Source organism: Actinomycetospora flava, assembly GCF_037400335.1.
Taxonomy (GTDB): domain Bacteria; phylum Actinomycetota; class Actinomycetes; order Mycobacteriales; family Pseudonocardiaceae; genus Actinomycetospora; species Actinomycetospora flava.
In genome coordinates this window covers 91,799-108,252 of record NZ_JBBEGM010000015.1, presented here as the reverse complement: position 1 = coordinate 108,252, position 16,454 = coordinate 91,799, and the positions used below count along the sequence as shown (strand labels likewise).

16 protein-coding genes are annotated in these 16,454 nt (G+C 73.9%); 11 read left to right on the top strand and 5 right to left on the bottom strand.

Annotation, left to right across the window (positions count from 1 at the left end; translation table 11 throughout):
• The first annotated feature begins 33 nt into the window (after nt 1–33).
• From WCD58_RS28520 to WCD58_RS28510, 3 genes are read left to right on the top strand one after another with little or no spacing between them, the layout of a single operon-like run.
• A complete protein-coding gene (locus tag WCD58_RS28520; RefSeq protein WP_337706506.1) occupies nt 34–1,095 on the top strand; it encodes a hypothetical protein in 1,062 nt (353 codons plus the stop codon).
• A gap of 16 nt (nt 1,096–1,111) precedes the next feature.
• Nucleotides 1,112–1,999 (top strand): hydroxymethylglutaryl-CoA lyase, encoded by an 888-nt coding sequence (locus WCD58_RS28515; protein ID WP_337706505.1) that lies wholly within the window; start codon nt 1,112–1,114, stop codon nt 1,997–1,999.
• A 25-nt stretch (nt 2,000–2,024) separates the two neighbouring features.
• The gene (locus tag WCD58_RS28510; protein WP_337706504.1) at nt 2,025–3,497 is read left to right on the top strand and encodes an aldehyde dehydrogenase; all 1,473 of its coding nucleotides are present in this window, start codon (nt 2,025–2,027) and stop codon (nt 3,495–3,497) included.
• A gap of 46 nt (nt 3,498–3,543) precedes the next feature.
• Here the strand turns inward: WCD58_RS28510 and WCD58_RS28505 are convergent, their stop codons facing one another.
• Nucleotides 3,544–4,017, bottom strand: a complete 474-nt coding sequence (locus WCD58_RS28505) for an Lrp/AsnC family transcriptional regulator (RefSeq protein ID WP_337706503.1) — start codon at nt 4,015–4,017, stop codon at nt 3,544–3,546.
• A gap of 127 nt (nt 4,018–4,144) precedes the next feature.
• Here WCD58_RS28505 and WCD58_RS28500 point away from each other — a divergent pair, with 127 nt between their 5' ends.
• On the top strand, nt 4,145–6,481 hold the full coding sequence (locus WCD58_RS28500) for a thiamine pyrophosphate-binding protein (RefSeq protein WP_337706502.1): 2,337 nt from the start codon (nt 4,145–4,147) through the stop codon (nt 6,479–6,481).
• A gap of 97 nt (nt 6,482–6,578) precedes the next feature.
• Here WCD58_RS28500 and WCD58_RS28495 read toward each other — a convergent pair whose 3' ends face one another.
• Together WCD58_RS28495 and WCD58_RS28490 are read right to left on the bottom strand one after the other, a co-directional pair.
• On the bottom strand, nt 6,579–8,204 hold the full coding sequence (locus tag WCD58_RS28495) for a phytoene desaturase family protein (protein ID WP_337706501.1): 1,626 nt from the start codon (nt 8,202–8,204) through the stop codon (nt 6,579–6,581).
• Nucleotides 8,205–8,221: 17 nt separating this feature from the next.
• On the bottom strand, nt 8,222–8,899 hold the full coding sequence (locus tag WCD58_RS28490) for a FadR/GntR family transcriptional regulator (RefSeq protein ID WP_337706500.1): 678 nt from the start codon (nt 8,897–8,899) through the stop codon (nt 8,222–8,224).
• Nucleotides 8,900–9,019: 120 nt separating this feature from the next.
• On the opposite strand from WCD58_RS28490, the gene WCD58_RS28485 reads away from it, so the two are divergent.
• The 3 genes from WCD58_RS28485 to WCD58_RS28475 are packed head-to-tail and all read left to right on the top strand — an operon-like array spanning nt 9,020 to nt 11,914.
• On the top strand, nt 9,020–9,892 hold the full coding sequence (locus WCD58_RS28485) for a fumarylacetoacetate hydrolase family protein (protein WP_337706499.1): 873 nt from the start codon (nt 9,020–9,022) through the stop codon (nt 9,890–9,892).
• A gap of 11 nt (nt 9,893–9,903) precedes the next feature.
• Nucleotides 9,904–10,668, top strand: coding sequence for an alpha/beta fold hydrolase (locus tag WCD58_RS28480; RefSeq protein WP_337706497.1), 765 nt, complete (start codon nt 9,904–9,906; stop codon nt 10,666–10,668).
• 22 nt (nt 10,669–10,690) lie between these two features.
• Nucleotides 10,691–11,914: a metal-dependent hydrolase family protein gene (locus WCD58_RS28475; protein WP_337706496.1), complete on the top strand. Its 1,224-nt coding sequence runs from the start codon at nt 10,691–10,693 to the stop codon at nt 11,912–11,914.
• Between the two features lie 114 nt (nt 11,915–12,028).
• Here the strand turns inward: WCD58_RS28475 and WCD58_RS28470 are convergent, their stop codons facing one another.
• Nucleotides 12,029–12,433 carry a DUF7711 family protein gene (locus WCD58_RS28470; RefSeq protein ID WP_444876330.1) on the bottom strand — a complete coding sequence of 135 codons (405 nt, stop codon included), beginning with the start codon at nt 12,431–12,433 and terminating at the stop codon, nt 12,029–12,031.
• Between the two features lie 295 nt (nt 12,434–12,728).
• Between WCD58_RS28470 and WCD58_RS28465 the strand changes: the two genes are divergently transcribed.
• From WCD58_RS28465 to WCD58_RS28450, 4 genes are read left to right on the top strand one after another with little or no spacing between them, the layout of a single operon-like run.
• Nucleotides 12,729–14,015, top strand: coding sequence for an aminotransferase family protein (locus WCD58_RS28465; RefSeq protein WP_337706494.1), 1,287 nt, complete (start codon nt 12,729–12,731; stop codon nt 14,013–14,015).
• Nucleotides 14,012–14,335 (top strand): winged helix-turn-helix transcriptional regulator, encoded by a 324-nt coding sequence (locus tag WCD58_RS28460; protein ID WP_337706493.1) that lies wholly within the window; start codon nt 14,012–14,014, stop codon nt 14,333–14,335. The genes WCD58_RS28465 and WCD58_RS28460 overlap by 4 nt, the downstream gene beginning before the upstream one ends.
• A 41-nt stretch (nt 14,336–14,376) precedes the next feature.
• Nucleotides 14,377–15,192, top strand: coding sequence for an SDR family oxidoreductase (locus WCD58_RS28455; RefSeq protein ID WP_337706492.1), 816 nt, complete (start codon nt 14,377–14,379; stop codon nt 15,190–15,192).
• Between the two features lie 15 nt (nt 15,193–15,207).
• The gene (locus WCD58_RS28450; protein WP_337706491.1) at nt 15,208–15,972 is read left to right on the top strand and encodes a LamB/YcsF family protein; all 765 of its coding nucleotides are present in this window, start codon (nt 15,208–15,210) and stop codon (nt 15,970–15,972) included.
• Here the strand turns inward: WCD58_RS28450 and WCD58_RS28445 are convergent, their stop codons facing one another.
• Complete coding sequence (locus tag WCD58_RS28445; protein ID WP_337706490.1) at nt 15,973–16,398, bottom strand: hypothetical protein; 426 nt, start codon at nt 16,396–16,398, stop codon at nt 15,973–15,975.
• Between the last annotated feature and the right edge of the window lie 56 nt (nt 16,399–16,454).

The following is a 16,454-nucleotide window of genomic DNA, read 5'->3' as shown; positions in this document are numbered from 1 at the left end:
CCCGCCGGGGCCGTCCGAGGAGGCATCGCGCCGATGGCCCGCCGCGTGGACAGCGACCTGCTCCTGGTCGGGAGCCTGCCCGTCGACTCGACCGACGAGGGGTTCCGGCGGGGTGCCGAACTGTTCGCCGACCGCGTCGCCGCCCTGCCCGACGGGGAGTCCGGTCCCCGCGGCGCGTGGGTCGGCTACGACCGCACGACGCTGCTCGAGCCGCACCCGGACATCACCGTGCTCGCCCCCACCGGGTCGCCGACCGGCCGCGCCCGCCACGCCTACGACACCGCGCGGCTGACGGTGCGCGACGGCGTCGACCACCTGCGGTTCGACGCCTGGCCGCGCGTCGCCGAGACCCTCGCGTCCTACGAGCGCTTCGCCGCCCTGCGCGCCGAGGGCGTGATCCCCCCGGGCCTGCGCTTCCAGGTCGGGCTGCCGTTCCCCTCGAGCGTGTTCACCGGCGCGTTCAAGGACGCCTACGCCCGCGACTGGGCGGTCGTCGGGCCCGCGCTCGAGGACCTCTGGGCCCGGGCGGTCGGCGAGCTGCTCGCGGTGATCCCGCCCGCCGACCTCGCCCTGCAGTGGGACCTCGCCTACGAGGTGATCGACATCGAGGGCGTCGTCGGCTGGACCGAGGGGGACGCGTGGGAGCGCTTCGCCGGGCCCTGGTCGCGCCTGGCGCCGCAGGTGCCCGAGGAGGTGCTCATGGGCCTGCACCTCTGCTACGGCACGTTCCCGGAGTGGCCGATGTTCGAGGCCCGCGACATGGGGCTGATCGTGCGGATGGCCAACCACGCCGTCGCGCACGCCGGGCGCCCGCTGGACTGGGTGCACCTGGCCGGTCCGCGCTACCTGCGCAGCGAGGACGACCGCTTCTTCGCCCCGCTGGCCGACCTCGACGCCCCGGACTCCCGTGTCTTCCTGGGCATCGTGCTGCCGATCGACGGCGAGGACGGGCTGCGCCGGCGCCGGACCACGGCGTCGCGCCACCTCGCCGACTTCGGCGTCGCCCAGTACTGCGGCATGGGCCGGCAACGTGGCGAGGATCCCGCGGCGACGCTGCGCGAGCACGCCAGGGTGGTGGCCGCGGTCCGCGGCTAGGGGCAGGATCGGGCCCGTGGTCGGGATCGTGGAGGTCAGCCCGCGCGACGGGCTCCAGAACGAACGGGCGCTGCTGGAGACGGGCGCGAAGATCGAGCTGATCGAGCGGGCCACGGCGGCCGGCGCGCGGCGCATCGAGGCGGTGTCGTTCGTGCACCCGAAGCTGGTGCCGGCGATGGCCGACGCCGAGGCCGTGATGGAGGGGATCCACCGGACCGACGGCGTCTCCTACATCGGGCTGGTGCTCAACCGGCGCGGCTACGACCGCGCGGTGCAGGCCGGCGTCGACGAGGTCAACGTCGTCGTCCCCGCCTCCGACGGGTTCGCCAAGGCCAACCAGAACTCCACGACCGAGGCGCTCACCGAGGTCGCCGAGGAGGTGCTCGCCGAGGCGGCCGGGCGGGACCTGTTCGCGTCGCTGACGATCGCGACCTCGTTCGGCTGCCCCTTCGACGGCGAGGTCGACCCGGACCGGGTGATCGAGGTGGCCCGCCGCGGGGCGGCCGCCGGGGCGAAGGAGATCGCGATCGCCGACACGATCGGGGTCGGTGTCCCCACCCAGGTGCGCACGCTGCTCGACGGCGTCCGCGCGGTGGCCCCGGACGCGCTGATGCGCGCGCACTTCCACAACACCCGCAACACCGGCTTCGCCAACGCCGTCGCCGCGCTCGAGGCGGGCGCCGACTGGCTCGACTCGTCCAACGGCGGCATCGGCGGCTGCCCCTTCGCCCCGGCGGCGACGGGCAACATCGCCACCGAGGACCTCGTCTACCTGCTGCACCGCATGGGCCACCCGACCGGTCTCGACCTCGACGCCCTGCTGCCGATCGCCGGCTTCCTGTCCGACCAGCTCGGCTACACCGTCCCCGCCCTGCTGCCGCGCGCCGGCACGTTCCCCGGCTGACCACCCACGCCAAGGAGATCGATCGATGAGCGAGCTCGAACAGCTGTCCATGCTGATCGGCGGCAGGCCGGCCGGCGCGATCTCGGGGAAGACCTTCGCCACCGAGAACCCCTACACCGGCCAGGCGTGGGCCGAGATCCCCGACGGCGGCCCCGAGGACGTCGACGCCGCCGTCGGCGCCGCGCGCGCCGCGCTCGACGGCGAGTGGGGGCAGATGACGGGCTTCGCCCGCGCCGCGCGCCTGCGCAAGCTGGCCGAGCTGATCGGCGAGAACGCCGAGCGGCTGGCCCGCCTGGAGGTCAACGACTCCGGCAAGCTCTACCGCGAGATGCTCGGGCAGCTCCAGGGCCTGGGCGGCTGGTACCACTACTACGCGGGGCTCGCCGACAAGATCGAGGGCGCGCAGATCCCCTCGCCGAACCCGAACTACCTCGTCTACACGCGCCGCGAGCCGGTCGGGGTGGTCGCGGCGATCACGCCGTGGAACTCCCCGCTGCTGCTGATGAGCTGGAAGGTCGCGCCGGCGCTGGCCGCGGGCTGCACCGTGGTGATCAAGCCGTCGGAGCACGCGCCGGGCTCGACGCTCGGGTTCGCCGAGCTGATCAAGCAGGCCGGGATCCCCGACGGCGTGGTCAACGTGGTGACGGCGAACAGCGGGGAGGTCGGCGCGCACCTCGCGGCACACCCCGGCGTCGACAAGGTCGCGTTCACGGGGTCGACGGCGACCGGGCGCAAGGTGGCCGCGGCCGCGGCCGAGAAGCTGCACCCCGCGACGCTCGAGCTCGGCGGCAAGTCGCCGCAGGTCGTGTTCCCGGACGCCGACCTGCAGGCCGCCGCGAACGGGCTCGTCGCCGGCGTCTTCGCCGCGACCGGGCAGACGTGCATGGCCGGCTCGCGGCTGGTGGTGCACGAGGACGTGCACGACGAGCTCGTGCGGCTGGTGGCGGAGCGGGCGTCGCAGATCAAGCTCGGCGACCCGTTCGGCGAGGGGACCGAGATGGGCCCCGTCGCGAACAAGATGCAGTACGAGAAGGTGGTCGGCTACCTGCAGACGGCGCGCGACGAGGGCGCGACGGTGGCCTACGGCGGGGTCGCCGACGAGGGGCTCGGCGGCTACTTCGTGCAGCCGACCGTGCTGTCGGTGAAGCCGACCGACACCGTGTTCCGCGAGGAGGTGTTCGGCCCCGTGCTCGCCGCGGTGACGTTCACCGACGAGGACGACGCGATCAAGCTCGCCAACGACACCCCCTACGGCCTCGCCGGCGCGGTGTGGACGAAGGACGTGCACCGCGCGCACCGGGTGGCCGCGAAGATCAAGGCTGGCTCGGTCTGGATCAACGCCTACCGGGTCGTCGCGCCGAGCGTGCCGTTCGGTGGCTTCGGCGACTCCGGCATCGGCCGCGAGAACGGCGTCCACGGGATCGACGCGTACCTCGAGACCAAGGCCGTGTGGGTCGAGCTCACCGGCGGTACCCGCGACCCCTTCACCCTGGGCTGATGCTGCGCAGGTGAGTGATTCGGGTCGTCATGACGACCCACATCACTCACGTGCGCGCAGCGCATCGCTCCAGCAACGGGTCGAGGCGGAACGGGACGAGCTGGCGCATGACGAGCGCGGTGGAGGTCCGCTCGACGCCGGGGACGGCGAGCAGGCTGCCCGCGATCGTGTAGAGCGCGTCGGCGTCGCGGGCGACGACCTGGACGAGCAGGTCGTCGTCGCCGGCGAGCCCCACCACCTCGACCACCTCGGGGACCCGCGCCAGCGCCTGGGTCACCTCGGCGAGCCGGCGCTGGTCGACGCGCGTGGTGACGTAGGCGCGCAGCGGGTGGCCGAGCGCGGCCGGGTCGATGCGCCGGGCGAAGTCGCCGAGCACGCCGCGGCTCTCCAGGCGGGTCAGGCGCGCCTGGACGGTGTTGCGCGCGAGCCCGAGGCGCTCGGCGAGCGCGACGACCGTGGCGCGCGGCTCCTCGCCGAGGGCCTGGAGCAGCCGCGCGTCGACGGCGTCGACGGGTTCCATCCTGCTCACTCCCCACGGCCGGCGGCACGGACGGGCTGACCATAGTGCTCACGCGCGTCGGTCGCGCTTGCGCAGTTCGACCCCATGACGAACGCTTCGGGCACCGATGTGGATCCGGAGGCCATCGATGACATCCACCCGTCCCGCACCCGCACCGCTGCACGGCGAGGAGCCGGAGCGTGCCGCGCTGCAAGCGGTGGAGGACCGGGTGCTCTGGCTCGCCACCGCGATCATCGACCACGCCAACCGCGTGCGGGCCAACCCGAGCGGGCTCAAGGTCGGCGGGCACCAGGCGTCGTCGGCGTCGATCGTCTCGATCATGACCGCGCTGTGGTTCCACACCCTGCGCCCCGAGGACCGCGTGTCGGTCAAGCCGCACGCCTCGCCGGTGCTGCACGCGATCAACCACCTGCTCGGCGAGCTCGACCCGGCGTACCTGACGACCCTGCGCGAGGCCGGCGGCCTGCAGGCGTACCCGTCGCGCTCGAAGGACCCCGACCCCGTCGACTACTCCACCGGCTCGGTCGGCATCGGCGCCACCGCTCCGATCTGGGGCACGATCGCGCGCCGCTACACCGATGGCATCAGTGGCAAGGCGGGCACCGGGCGCCAGTTCTCCCTGGTCGGCGACGCCGAGCTCGACGAGGGCGCGGTCTGGGAGGCCGTGCTCGACCCGATGGTGCGCGAGCTCGGCGAGGTCTGCTGGATCGTCGACTTCAACCGCCAGAGCCTCGACCGCGTCGTCCCCGAGATCTCCGCGACCCGGCTGCACGGGCTATTTTCCGCGGCGGGCTGGCAGGTCATCACCGTCAAGTACGGGCGCCTGCTCGCCGACCTCTACGCCCGCCCCGGCGGCGACGCCCTGCGCCGGCGCATCGACGAGATGACCAACCCCGAGTACCAGCGGCTGCTGCGCTGCACCCCGCTGCAGCTGCGGGAACGCCTGCCCGGCGACGGGCCCGAGGGCGAGGCGCTGGCCGCGCTGCTCCGGGACGTCGACGACGGCGCGGTGCACGCGGCCATCCGCAACCTCGGCGGCCACGACCTCGGCGCGCTCGCCGACGCCTACGACGCCATCGACGACACCCGCCCGACGGTGATCTTCGCCTACACCGTCAAGGGCTACGGCCTCGCGACGCAAGGGCACCCGCAGAACCACTCCAGCCTGCTCACCGAGACCCAGATGCGCGCGCTCGCCACGGGGCTGGGCACGGACCTCGACGACCCGTGGGCCCCGCTGCCCGACGGCCCCGCGGCCGACCTGTGCCGGACGACCGCGGAGCGCCTGCGCCGCACGCCCGTCACGCCGACCGCGCCCCCCGCCGTCCCCGACGACCTCGACCGCACCCCCACCGGCACCGGCCACACCCAGCAGGCGCTCGGCCGCGCCCTGCTCGACCTCACCCGCACCGCCCCCGAGGCCGCCCGCCGCGTCGTCACCGTCAGCCCGGACGTCACGTCGTCGACCAACCTCGGCGGCTGGCTGAACAAGGTCGGGTCGTGGTCGGCGCACGAGCGCCGCGACTGGTTCGCCGACGACGCCGAGACGATCCTGCACTGGCACGAGCTGCCCAGCGGCCAGCACATCGAGCTCGGGATCGCCGAGACCAACCTCGTCGGGCTGCTCGGCGAGCTCGGCGCCACCTGGTCGCGCTGGGGCGAGCCGCTGCTGCCGATCGGAGTGCTCTACGACCCGTTCGTCTCCCGCGCGCTCGAGCCCTGGGCGTTCGGGATGTACGCGGGCGGCCAGTCGATCCTGGTCGGCACACCGTCCGGGGTGTCGCTGGCGCCCGAGGGCGGCGCGCACCAGTCGATCACCACGCCCTCGATCGGCCTGGAGCAGCCCGGCTGCGTCGCCTTCGAGCCGGCGTTCGGCGTCGAGGTCTCCTGGTGCCTGCTCGACGGGCTCTCCCGCCTCGGGCGCGCCGGCGGCTCGTCGACCTACCTGCGCCTGTCGACCGTGCCCGTCGACCAGAGCCTCGCCGCCGTCCCGTCCGACCCCGCGGCGCGCGCCCGGCGCCGCCGCGAGGTCGTCGCCGGCGCCTACCTGCTGCGCCGCGCGCCGGGCACCCCGCAGGTGACGATCGCGGTGATGGGTGCGCTGGTCGGCCAGGCCGTCGCCGCCGCCGAACGCCTCGCCGAGCAGGGCGTCGGCGCCGACGTCGTCGTGGTCACGAGCCCGGACCGGCTCTTCCGCGCCCTGCGCGCCCGCACCGCGGCGACCGGCCCCACCGAGTCCGCGCCGAGCTGGATCCTCGACGCCGCCTTCCCCGCGGACCGCGCGGCGAAGCTCGTGACGGTGCTCGACGGCCACCCGCACACGCTGGCGTTCCTGGCCTCGGTGCACGGCGGGCGCGCCGCGCACCTGGGCGTCACGGACTTCGGCCGGTCCTCCGACCTCGCCGACTCGTGGGCCCACCACCACCTCGACGGCGACGCGATCGTCGCCGCCGCCCTCGCCTGACCCGCCGGGGCACACGCGGCGTACCAGCGATGCGGCATCGCTGGCGTCAGAAGCCAGGATCGCCAATCCTCGCCGGCGCGACACGCCGGGGATTCGCTCAGCCCGAGGGCGCGCGGACCTCGGGCGCGCCGTAGACCAGCCGGTTCGCGGCCCGGATCCCCGCCTTGTACACCGGCCCGAGGCGACCGCCGCGGGCGAGCGCCGCCCGCGCCGCGTTCGCCCCCGGCGCGCCGTGCACGGCCCCGGCCGGGTGCGCGGTGGCGCCGGCGAGGAAGAGCCCGTCGACGGGGGTGTCGGGGCGCCCGAGGCCGGGGGTCGGGCGGAACACCAGCATCTGGTGGATCTGGGCCGTGCCCGCCATGAGCGCGCCGCGGACCAGCGACGGGTTGCGGGCCTCCAGGTCGCCGGACCGGGAGACGGCCCGCGCGACGACCCGGTCGCCGAAGCCCGGCGCGTGCCGCTCGATCACCGCGGTCATGCGGCGCACCTGCTCGTCGAGCTCCGCGTCGGTGAGCGTCCGGGAGTGGGGCAGGTGCGTGTACGCCCAGACCGACTCGGTGCCCGGCGGCGAGCGCAGCGGGTCGGACAGGGTCATCTGCCCGAGCAGCATGAACGGGTCCTTCGGCACGCGGCCGGCGGCGAGGTCGGCGCCGAAGTCGACGAGCCCGGCGACGTCGCCGCCGAGGTGGATCGTCCCCGCCTCCCGGGCCTCCGGCGCGGTCCACGGGATCGGCGACGACAGCGCCCAGTCGACCTTGAGGATCGCGTCGTCGTACTGGAAGCGCGCGAGGTCGTCGACCAGCCGCGACGGCAGGTGCTCGTGGCCGACGAGGTCGCCGTAGAGCACGGGTGCCGGGACGTCGGCGAGCACGGCACGCCGCGCCCGCACCAGCCCGCCCGCCGCGTCGACGACCCCGACCGCGCGCCCGCCCTCGACGAGGACCCGGGTGACCGGACGCTCGCAGTCGACGGTGCCGCCGCGGTCGGCGAGGCGCGCCACGAGCGCGTCGGTGATCGACCGCGCGCCGCCCGAGGGCACCGGGAACCCCACGTCCTGGGCGAGCATCGAGAGCAGCCAGCCGAACGCCGTGCTCGCGGTCTGGGTGACGGCGAGGTCGGTGTGCAGGGCGTTGCCGGCGACGAGCACGCGGGCGCCCTCGCCGCGGAACTCCTCCTCGCCGAACCGTGTCGCCGGCAGCAGCATTCGCCGCGCCAGCCGCAGCGCCTCCGGGCCGCCGAGGGTCCGCAGCACCGTCGTCGCGTCGCGCACCGGCGGGAACGGCCCGAGGAACGCGGCCATCAGCGGGTCGCGCAGCCGTTGCCACTCCTCCGCCAGCCGGCGCCACGCGTCGCCGTCGCCGGGCGCGAAGCGGTCCAGCGAGGCGGCGGTGACGTCGAGGTCGCGGGAGATCAGCACGCCTCGGTCGTCGGGCAGGACGTGGGCGAGCGCGGCCGGGGCGTGGCGCCACGCCAGCCCGTATGCGTCGAGCTCCAGGCCGCGCAGCACCGGCGACACGAAGCCCATCGGGTGGAAGGCGCTGCCGAGGTCGCTGCGCCAGCCCGGCGCGGTGATCTCCTCGGTGCGGACCGCCCCGCCCGGCGCGTCGGACGCCTCCAGCACGCGCACCGACCAGCCGCGGTCGGCCAGCAGGTTCGCCGCCACGAGCCCGTTGTGCCCGGCCCCGACGACGACGGCGTCGACGGTGTCGCCCTCAGAGGTCATGCGCGCAGGATGCCCGCTCAGTGCGGTCCCAGCAGGTTCGTCCGGACGTCGACGAGGTGGGCGCGCATGTGCTCACGGGCGGCGTCGGGGTCGCGGTCGCGCAGGGCGGTGACGATCTCGCCGTGGCACCGCTCGTAGCCGCGGCGGCGCTCCGGTGACGCCGAGCGCCGCTTGATGCTGCCCCACACCGGCAGGTCGCGCGCCGCGTTCATCGTGTCGAACAGGCGCAGCAGCAGCCCGTTGTGCGCCGCCGCCGCGATCGCCCGGTGCAGCGCGGAGTCCCACGCCTCGAACTCCTCGTAGGTGGTCGTGGCGTCGCCGCGGCGCAGGCAGTGCCCGACGTGCTCGATGTCGCTCTGGGTGGCGTGGCGGGCGGCGAGCGCGGCGATCTCGGGCTCGAGCACGAGGCGCGTCGCCATGATCTCCGCGGGGCTCGTCTGCAGCGGCGTGCGCGCGGCGTCGGGCAGGTACGCCTCGCCCTCCAGCTCCGCGAGGAAGGTGCCCCGCCCGACGTGCCGGGTGATCCGACCCTCGCGCTCGAGCTCGGCGAGCGCGCCCCGGACCGCCGTGCGGGAGGCCTGCAGGGTGTCGCTCAGCGCGCGCTCGGTCGGGATCTTCGACCCGGTGCCGAGCGAGCCGTCGGCGACCGCGTCGTTGAGCAGGCCGCGGAGCCGGGCCACGACAGGAGCGTCCACGCCGACCAATACTAGACCAATAGTTCTCTTGGCTGCGCCGCACACCCCGTTCTACGGTCGGATCGCGACGAGGTGAACCACCACACACCTCGATTGGTTCATATTGGTTCGGAGTAGTCGATGAAGCTGGTGACGTTCGTGGCGGACGGCCGCGAGGCGGTCGGTCGGCTCGACGAGGACGACACGACGGTGCGCGACCTGACCCCGGTCGTGGGCGAGGTCCCGCTCCTCGCGATCGTCCAGGACTGGGACCGCCTCGGTCCCCGCGTCGCGGCCGCCGGCGACCTCCCCGCCGTCCCCGGCGCCCGGCTCCGCGCACCGATCCCCGTGCCGCGGCGCGACCTGTTCGCCGTCGGCAAGAACTACCGCGAGCACGTCGCCGAGTTCGGCCGCTCGGGCTACGACACCCCGGCGCGCTCGGAGGACCTGCCCGAGAAGCCGATCGTCTTCTCCAAGGCCACCACGGCGGTGACCGGTCCGTTCGACGACGTCGAGGCGCACCCGGCGGTGACCTCCGAGCTCGACTACGAGTCCGAGCTCGCCGTCATCGTCGGCCCGGGCGGGCGTGGCATCTCCCGCGAGGACGCGATGCGCCACGTCTGGGGCTACACGATCGTCAACGACGTCACCGCCCGCGACGTGCAGCGCGACCACAAGCAGTGGCTGCTGGGCAAGTCCCTCGACACGCACGCGCCCATGGGGCCGTGGGCGGTCACCGCCGACGAGGTCCCCGACGTCGGCGCGCTCGAGGTCTCCTCGACGGTCAACGGCGAGCCCCGGCAGAAGGCGCCGGTCGCCGACCTGATCTTCGACGTGCCGGAGCTGATCCGCGTGATCTCCGCGGGGATCACCCTGCTGCCCGGCGACGTCATCGCCACCGGCACCCCCGTCGGCGTCGGCCTCGGCTTCGACCCGCCCCGCTTCCTGCGTCCCGGCGACGTCGTCGAGTGCGCGGTCACGGGGCTCGGCGCGCTCCGCAACACCATCCGATGAAAGGTGATCCCTTGCAGGTCAACGGCAAGGAACTGGCCGTCGAGGTCGACGGCGACGGACCGGCGGTCCTGCTCGTGCACGGCCTCGGCGGCACGGCGAACTTCTTCCAGCCGCAGGTCGCCGCCCTCGCCGAGCGGTTCCGCGTGATCCGCCCCGACATGGAGGGCTCCGGCCGCTCACCGGCCACCGGCGCCCTGTCGATCGAGGGCTTCGCCGACGACCTCGCCGCCCTCCTCGACGCGCTCGACGCCGGCCCGGCGCGGGTCGTCGGGCACTCGATGGGGACGATCACCGTGCGCACCCTCGCCGCCCGGCGCCCCGACCTCGTCTCGCACCTGGGGCTGCTCGGCGCCGTCCCCGCCCCGCTGCCCGAGGCCGGGCAGCAGGGCCAGCACGACCGCGCCGCGAAGGTCCGGGCCGGCGAGCTGCCCGCGGTCGCGACCGGCGTGATGACGAACGCGACCGCCGAGGCGACGCGCCGCGACGCCCCGGCCACGGCGGCGTTCGTGCGCGAGCTCGTCCTGCGCCAGGACCCGGAGGGCTACGCCCGGTCCTGCGAGGCGCTCGCCGGCGCCACCGATCCCGGCCCGATCGACCCGGCGCTCCCGTTGCTGCTGCTCACCGGCGCCGACGACGGCGTCGGCGCCCCGGCCGTCACCCGCGCGCTCGCCGACGCCCACGGCTCGGCCGTCGTGGAGGTCTTCGACGACTGCGGGCACTGGACCGCGCTCGAGAAGCCGCACGAAGTCACCGACCACCTCCTGAAGTTCTTCTGACACCACAGCCCTGGAGGCAGGCATGTCCAAGGTCCTGTTCCACAACGTCTCGATCCTCGACTCCACGGGCGCCGAGCCCTACCCGGGCGACGTGCTCGTCGAGGACGACCGGATCACCGCCGTCGGCGCGGTCGACGCGGCCAGGGCCGACGGCGCGCAGGTGGTCGAGGGCCGCGGCCGCACGCTGATGTCGGGGCTCTGCGACGCGCACACCCACTTCAGCTGGAACAACTCCGCCGACCTCGACGGGCTGGGCACCATGCCCGTCGAGGAGCACCTGCTGTTCTCCATGGAGTCGGCGAAGACGTACATCGACTCCGGCTACACGATGTGCCTGGGCGCCGCGTCGGCGAAGGAACGCCTCGACGTGGTGTGCCGCGACGCGATCAACGCCGGGCGCATCCCCGGCCCGCGCTACCTCGCCAACGGGCCCGAGATCGCGGTGACGGGCGGAGCGCTCATCAAGTCGATCACGAAGTTCGCGGACGGCCCGGAGGGCATGCGGCTCGCGGTGCGCGAGCTCATCGACCTGGGCGTCGACCAGATCAAGCTGTCGATGACCGGCGAGGAGATCACCGGCACCCAGCGCGCCGAGGACACCTACTTCTCCGACGAGGAGGTCGCCGCCGCCGTCACCGAGGCCCACCGCCGGGGCAAGCGCGTCTGCGCGCACGCCCGCTCCGCGGAGAGCGTGAAGATGTGCCTGCGGAACAAGGTCGACATCGTCTACCACGCCTCGTTCACGGACGCCGAGGGCATGGACATGCTCGAGGCGAACAAGGACTGGGTGTTCGTCGCCCCCGGCATCAACTGGCTGATCGCGACCCTCTACGAGGCCGAGGCGTTCGGGTTCCCGCAGGAGGCCGCCGAGGCCGTCGGCTACAAGAAGGAACTGGAGATGGCGACCGACGGCCTGCGCGAGATGCACCGGCGCGGCATCAAGCTCCTGCCCGGCGGCGACTACGGCTTCGCCTGGACCCCGCACGGCACCTACGCCCGCGACCTCGAGCACTTCGTCGAGCGCCTCGGCTTCACGCCCATGGAGGCCATCATCTCGGCGACCGCCTGGGGCGGCGAGATCATGCTGCGCCCCGACGAGCTCGGCGAGGTCGCCCCCGGCTACCTCGCCGACCTGATCCTCGTCGACGGCGACCCCCTCGCCGACATCCGCGTCCTCCAGGACCGCAGCAAGCTCAACGCGATCATGAAGGACGGGCGGTTCCACAAGGAGGACGCCGCGGCGTGATCGCCGGTGGTGGCTGAGCGAAGGGCCCCTTAGGGTGCTCAGCTGTCGAGGCGGGCTTCTCTTTCGGGGAAGTGCTTCGGGATTCGAAGCGTTCTCGTCGGAGCCGACCGGTCCTCAGTCGCCGAGAGCGTCGTCGATCTCCCGGAGGCCCTGCGCGGCGAACCAGAGATGGTCTTCCGGGTACCGACCGTAACCCTTGTGCTCCCGACGCCACGCCGGCTCGTGATAGCTGTCGAGCACGGTGCGCAGGTGCCGGTCGGCGATGACGCGCTCGTCCCTGAGCTGCGCCCGCCACTCCTCGAGCGAGGGCTCGGAGACCGCCGGCTCTCGTCGACGGAGAGAGTCGAGCATCTCCTCGTCGACGCCGTCGCCGTCGATCCAGAAGCGCACCACCCGGCGGTGCCGGGCGTTCCACGCCGGCCCGGCAGCTGGTCGGCAGGACCACATCAGCGGCCGCTTCCCCAGTCGCAGGACGTCGGCCACCCGCTCGCCCTCGGGATGCCGCGCGAGCCACGGCAGCTCTTCGGCGTTCCCTGCTTCATCGCGCCCCTTCTCCGAGCGTCACGGCGGCATGATCGCTCCAGGTGCTCCGTCGACCCGATGACATCAGGTCGTCGGAGCACCTGGACGGATCATCCTCAGCAGGGGCGCCGGGTGCGACCGCCGAGCGCCCGGCAGCGCGGCACCCCCTGCCGCGGGCCGTGATCCACCCGGGTGCTCCGCCGGGGCGATGACGTCGACCGCGAGGAGCACCTGCAGCGATCATGCTGTTCGGGGTGCCGCCGACCACGCCCGGCGCGCGACAATCCGGCCCATGAGCACCCGCCTGTGGCATCCGTTCTCCGACATGGCGGCCGTGGACGGCCACGAGTTCGTCGTCGATCGCGGTGAGGGCCCCTGGATCTACGACGAGGCCGGCCGGCGGTACCTCGACGGCTGCGCGAGCCTCTGGTACTGCAACGTCGGCCACGGTCGCCGCGAGATCGCCGAGGCCGCGATGGCCCAGATGACGAAGCTCGAGTCGTACTCGTGCTTCGCCGACATCGCGAACCGCCCGGCCCTGGAGCTCGCCGACCGCCTCGCCGACCTCGCCCCCGTCGACGACGCGAAGGTCTTCTTCGGGTCGGGCGGCGCCGACGGCATCGACACCGCCATCAAGATCGCGCGCGGCTACTGGCAGGCGCGGGGCGAGAGCCGGCGCGTGCACGTCATCTCCCGCGAGACCGGCTACCACGGCACCCACGGCTACGGGACCTCGATCACCGGCATCCCGCCGAACCGCGAGGGCTGGGGCGTGCTCGCCGGCGAGAACTCCGTCGCCCCGCTGCACGACCTCGACGGCGTCGAGAAGGTCTTCGCCGAGGTCGGCCCCGAGCGGATCGCGGCGTTCGTCATCGAGCCCGTCACGGGGGCCGGCGGCGTGCACCTGCCCGTCGACGGCTACATCGAGGGCGTCGCGGAGCTGTGCCGGCGCCACGGGGTGCTGCTGGTCATCGACGCGGTGATCTGCGCGTTCGGGCGCCTCGGCACCTGGTTCGGCATCGAGCGCTTCGGCGACATCCGGCCCGACATGATCACCTTCGCCAAGGGCGTGACCAGCGGCTACCTCCCGCTCGGCGGTGTGATCACCTCCGGCGAGGTCGCCGCGCCGTGGTGGAGCACCCCGGGCGAGCGGACCCTGCGGCACGGCCCGACCTACTCGGGCCACCCGACGGCGTGCGCCGCCGGGCTCGCGACGCTCGACATCTACGAGCGCGAGGGGCTGATCGCGCGCGGCGGCGAGCTGGAGATGCCCCTGTTCGAGGCGCTCGCGCCCCTGACCTCGCACCCCTACGTCCACGAGGTGCGCGCCGGGTTCGGGTTCCTCGCCGCGGTGGAGCTCGAGCAGGACGTGCTCGACGGCGTCCCCGACGCCCCGAACGTCCTGCTGCGTGCCGCGCGGAAGGCGGGCGTGCTGGTCCGCGGGCTCGGCAAGGGCGTCGCCGTGTCGCCGCCGCTGACCGTCGGGCAGGAGGAGATCGACCTGCTCGCCCAGGCGATCCACGCCGGGCTCGACGACCTGCCCGTCGAGACGCCGGTCCCGGCCGCCCCGGGCGCGTGAGCACGCCGGCGCCCGACGTCTTCCTCGCCGACTGCCCGGCGCGTACCGCGCTCGACCTGATCGCCGACACGTGGTCGGTGGTCGTCGTGGTGGGGCTCGCCCACGGTCCGCGGCGCTACTCCGCGCTGCTCGCCCGGGCCGGCGGGATCAGCAAGAAGATGCTCACCCAGACGTTGCGGCGCCTCGCCGGCGCCGGGCTCGTCGAGAGACCCGCGACGCGCGGCGGCGAGTACCGGCTGACGGACCTCGGCGTCTCGCTCCTCGGTCCGCTCACCGCGCTGACGGCGTGGGCCGAGGAGCACGCGGAGGAGCTGGCCTGAAGGCACCTCGAGGTTCCCTCGCGACGCCCACCATCACGGTCATGGACATCGAGACCGTGCTGGTGGCCGGGGCGACGGGCAACGTGGGGTCCGAGGTGGTGCGGGCGCTCGACGGCGTCGAGGTCCGCGCCCTCTCGCGACGGGGAGCGAGGGTCGGGGACGCCGTCCCCGTGATCGGGGACCTCGGTGACCGGGCCGGAGTGCGCGAGCTGTGGTCCGGCGTCGGCGCCGTGTTCCTGCCCGCCGGCCACCCCGACGTGCCCGGGCTGCTCGCCGACATGCGCGACGCCGGCGTGCGCCGGGTCGTCCTGCTCTCCACGGGCGCGGTGGTCGGCGGCGACCTCGACAACGTCGTCACCCGCTTCAACGTCGTCTCCGAGGCGGCCGTGCGCGACTCCGGGCTGGAGTGGGCGGTGCTGCGCCCGAGCGGGTTCATGTCGAACGCGCTGGGGTGGGCGCCGCTGGACGACGTCGTCCGCGAGCCGTTCGCGGACGTCCCCGTCGCCGTGATCGACCCCGCCGACATCGGGGCGGTGGCCGCCCGGGCGCTCACCGACCCCGGCCTCGCCGGACGGAGCCTGCGCCTCACCGGTCCCGAGGTGACCCTGCCCGCCGAGCGGCTGGCCGTGCTCGCCGAGCTCCTCGGCCGCGACGTCCGTCTGGAGCCGGAGCCCGACGACGACGCGCGGGAGCGGATGACCGCGGCGATGCCGGCGCCCTACGTCGATGCCTTCTTCCGCTTCTTCCGCGGCGGCGAGTACGACGACGGCCACGTGACGACCACCGTCCCCGATCTTCTCGGCCGGCCGGCCCGCTCGTTCCGCCAGTGGGCGGAGGTTCACCTGGGCGCGTTCTGAGCGGACACTGACCCCATGCAGACACGGGTCGACCTCAACGCCGATGCCGGCGAGAGCCTCGGACGCTGGAAGCTCGGGCACGACAGCGAGCTGATGGCCCACGTGACCTCGGTGAACGTGGCCTGCGGCTACCACGCGAGCGATCCGGTGACGATGCGCGAGTCGGTGCGCACGGCCGTCGCGACCGGGACCGCGATCGGTGCCCACCCCGGGCTCCCCGACCTCGTCGGCTTCGGGCGCCGCCGGATGGCGCTGCGTCCCGACGAGGCCGCCCAGCTGGTGCTCTACCAGACCGGTGCCCTGCAGGCGACGGCGCGCGCGGAGGGCGCCGAGGTCGTGCACGTCAAGCCGCACGGCGCGCTCTACGGCATGGCGCTGACCGATCCGGAGATCACGTCGGCGATCACCGAGGCCGTCCTGCGCCTCGACCCCGGCCTGCTGATCTTCTGGCTCGCCGGGCCGACCGCGGAGCTCGCCCGCTCGCTCGGCGCGACCGTCGCCCGCGAGGGCTTCGCCGACCTCGAGTACAACGACGAGGGCCACATCATCGTCGAGCCCGAGCCGAAGGCGAAGGACCCCGACGCGGTCGCCCAGCAGGCCGTCGACCTGCTCGAGGGCCACGTGACGTCGAACTCCGGCAAGCACCTCGACGTCGAGGTCGACACCATCTGCCTGCACGGCGACCGGCCGAACGCGGTGGAGATCTGCGAGACGCTGGTGCGGCGCTTCGAGAGCCTCGGCGTGGAGAAGGTCCCGGCGGTGTCGCTGCTGCGGGGCTGACTACAGCCCGATCAGGTGCCACATGATCAGACCGTGCACGTCCTGGGCCTCCTCGGGCGAGACGCAGGCGACCTCGAACATGTTCCGGCCGACCTTGATCCCGACGACGGTGGCCTCGGTGACCGGCTGGTCGGTGGTCGTGATGTACGAGCAGCTGACGATCTGCCGCAGGGGCACGGACGTGAGCGCGACGCGCCCGTCGTCGTAGACCGCGTCCATGAACAGGACACGGCGGTTGGTGACGCCGACCAGGGCGATCGGTCCCTGCCGGTTGCCGAAGATGCCGTAGATCTGCTCGCCCTCGAGGATGTCCCGGCGGATGGCCTGCACGCCGGGGCCGTGGGAGTTGACGACGCCCGCGCGGTGCTCGGGCCGGCGCGGGCCGCTCAGCTGACCGGAGTCGTAGGCACGGTTCTGGAGCGACATGGCGTCTCCTCGCTGCGCACGGGGTGTCATCACCCTCTGACCGAGTGTGCGCGAGG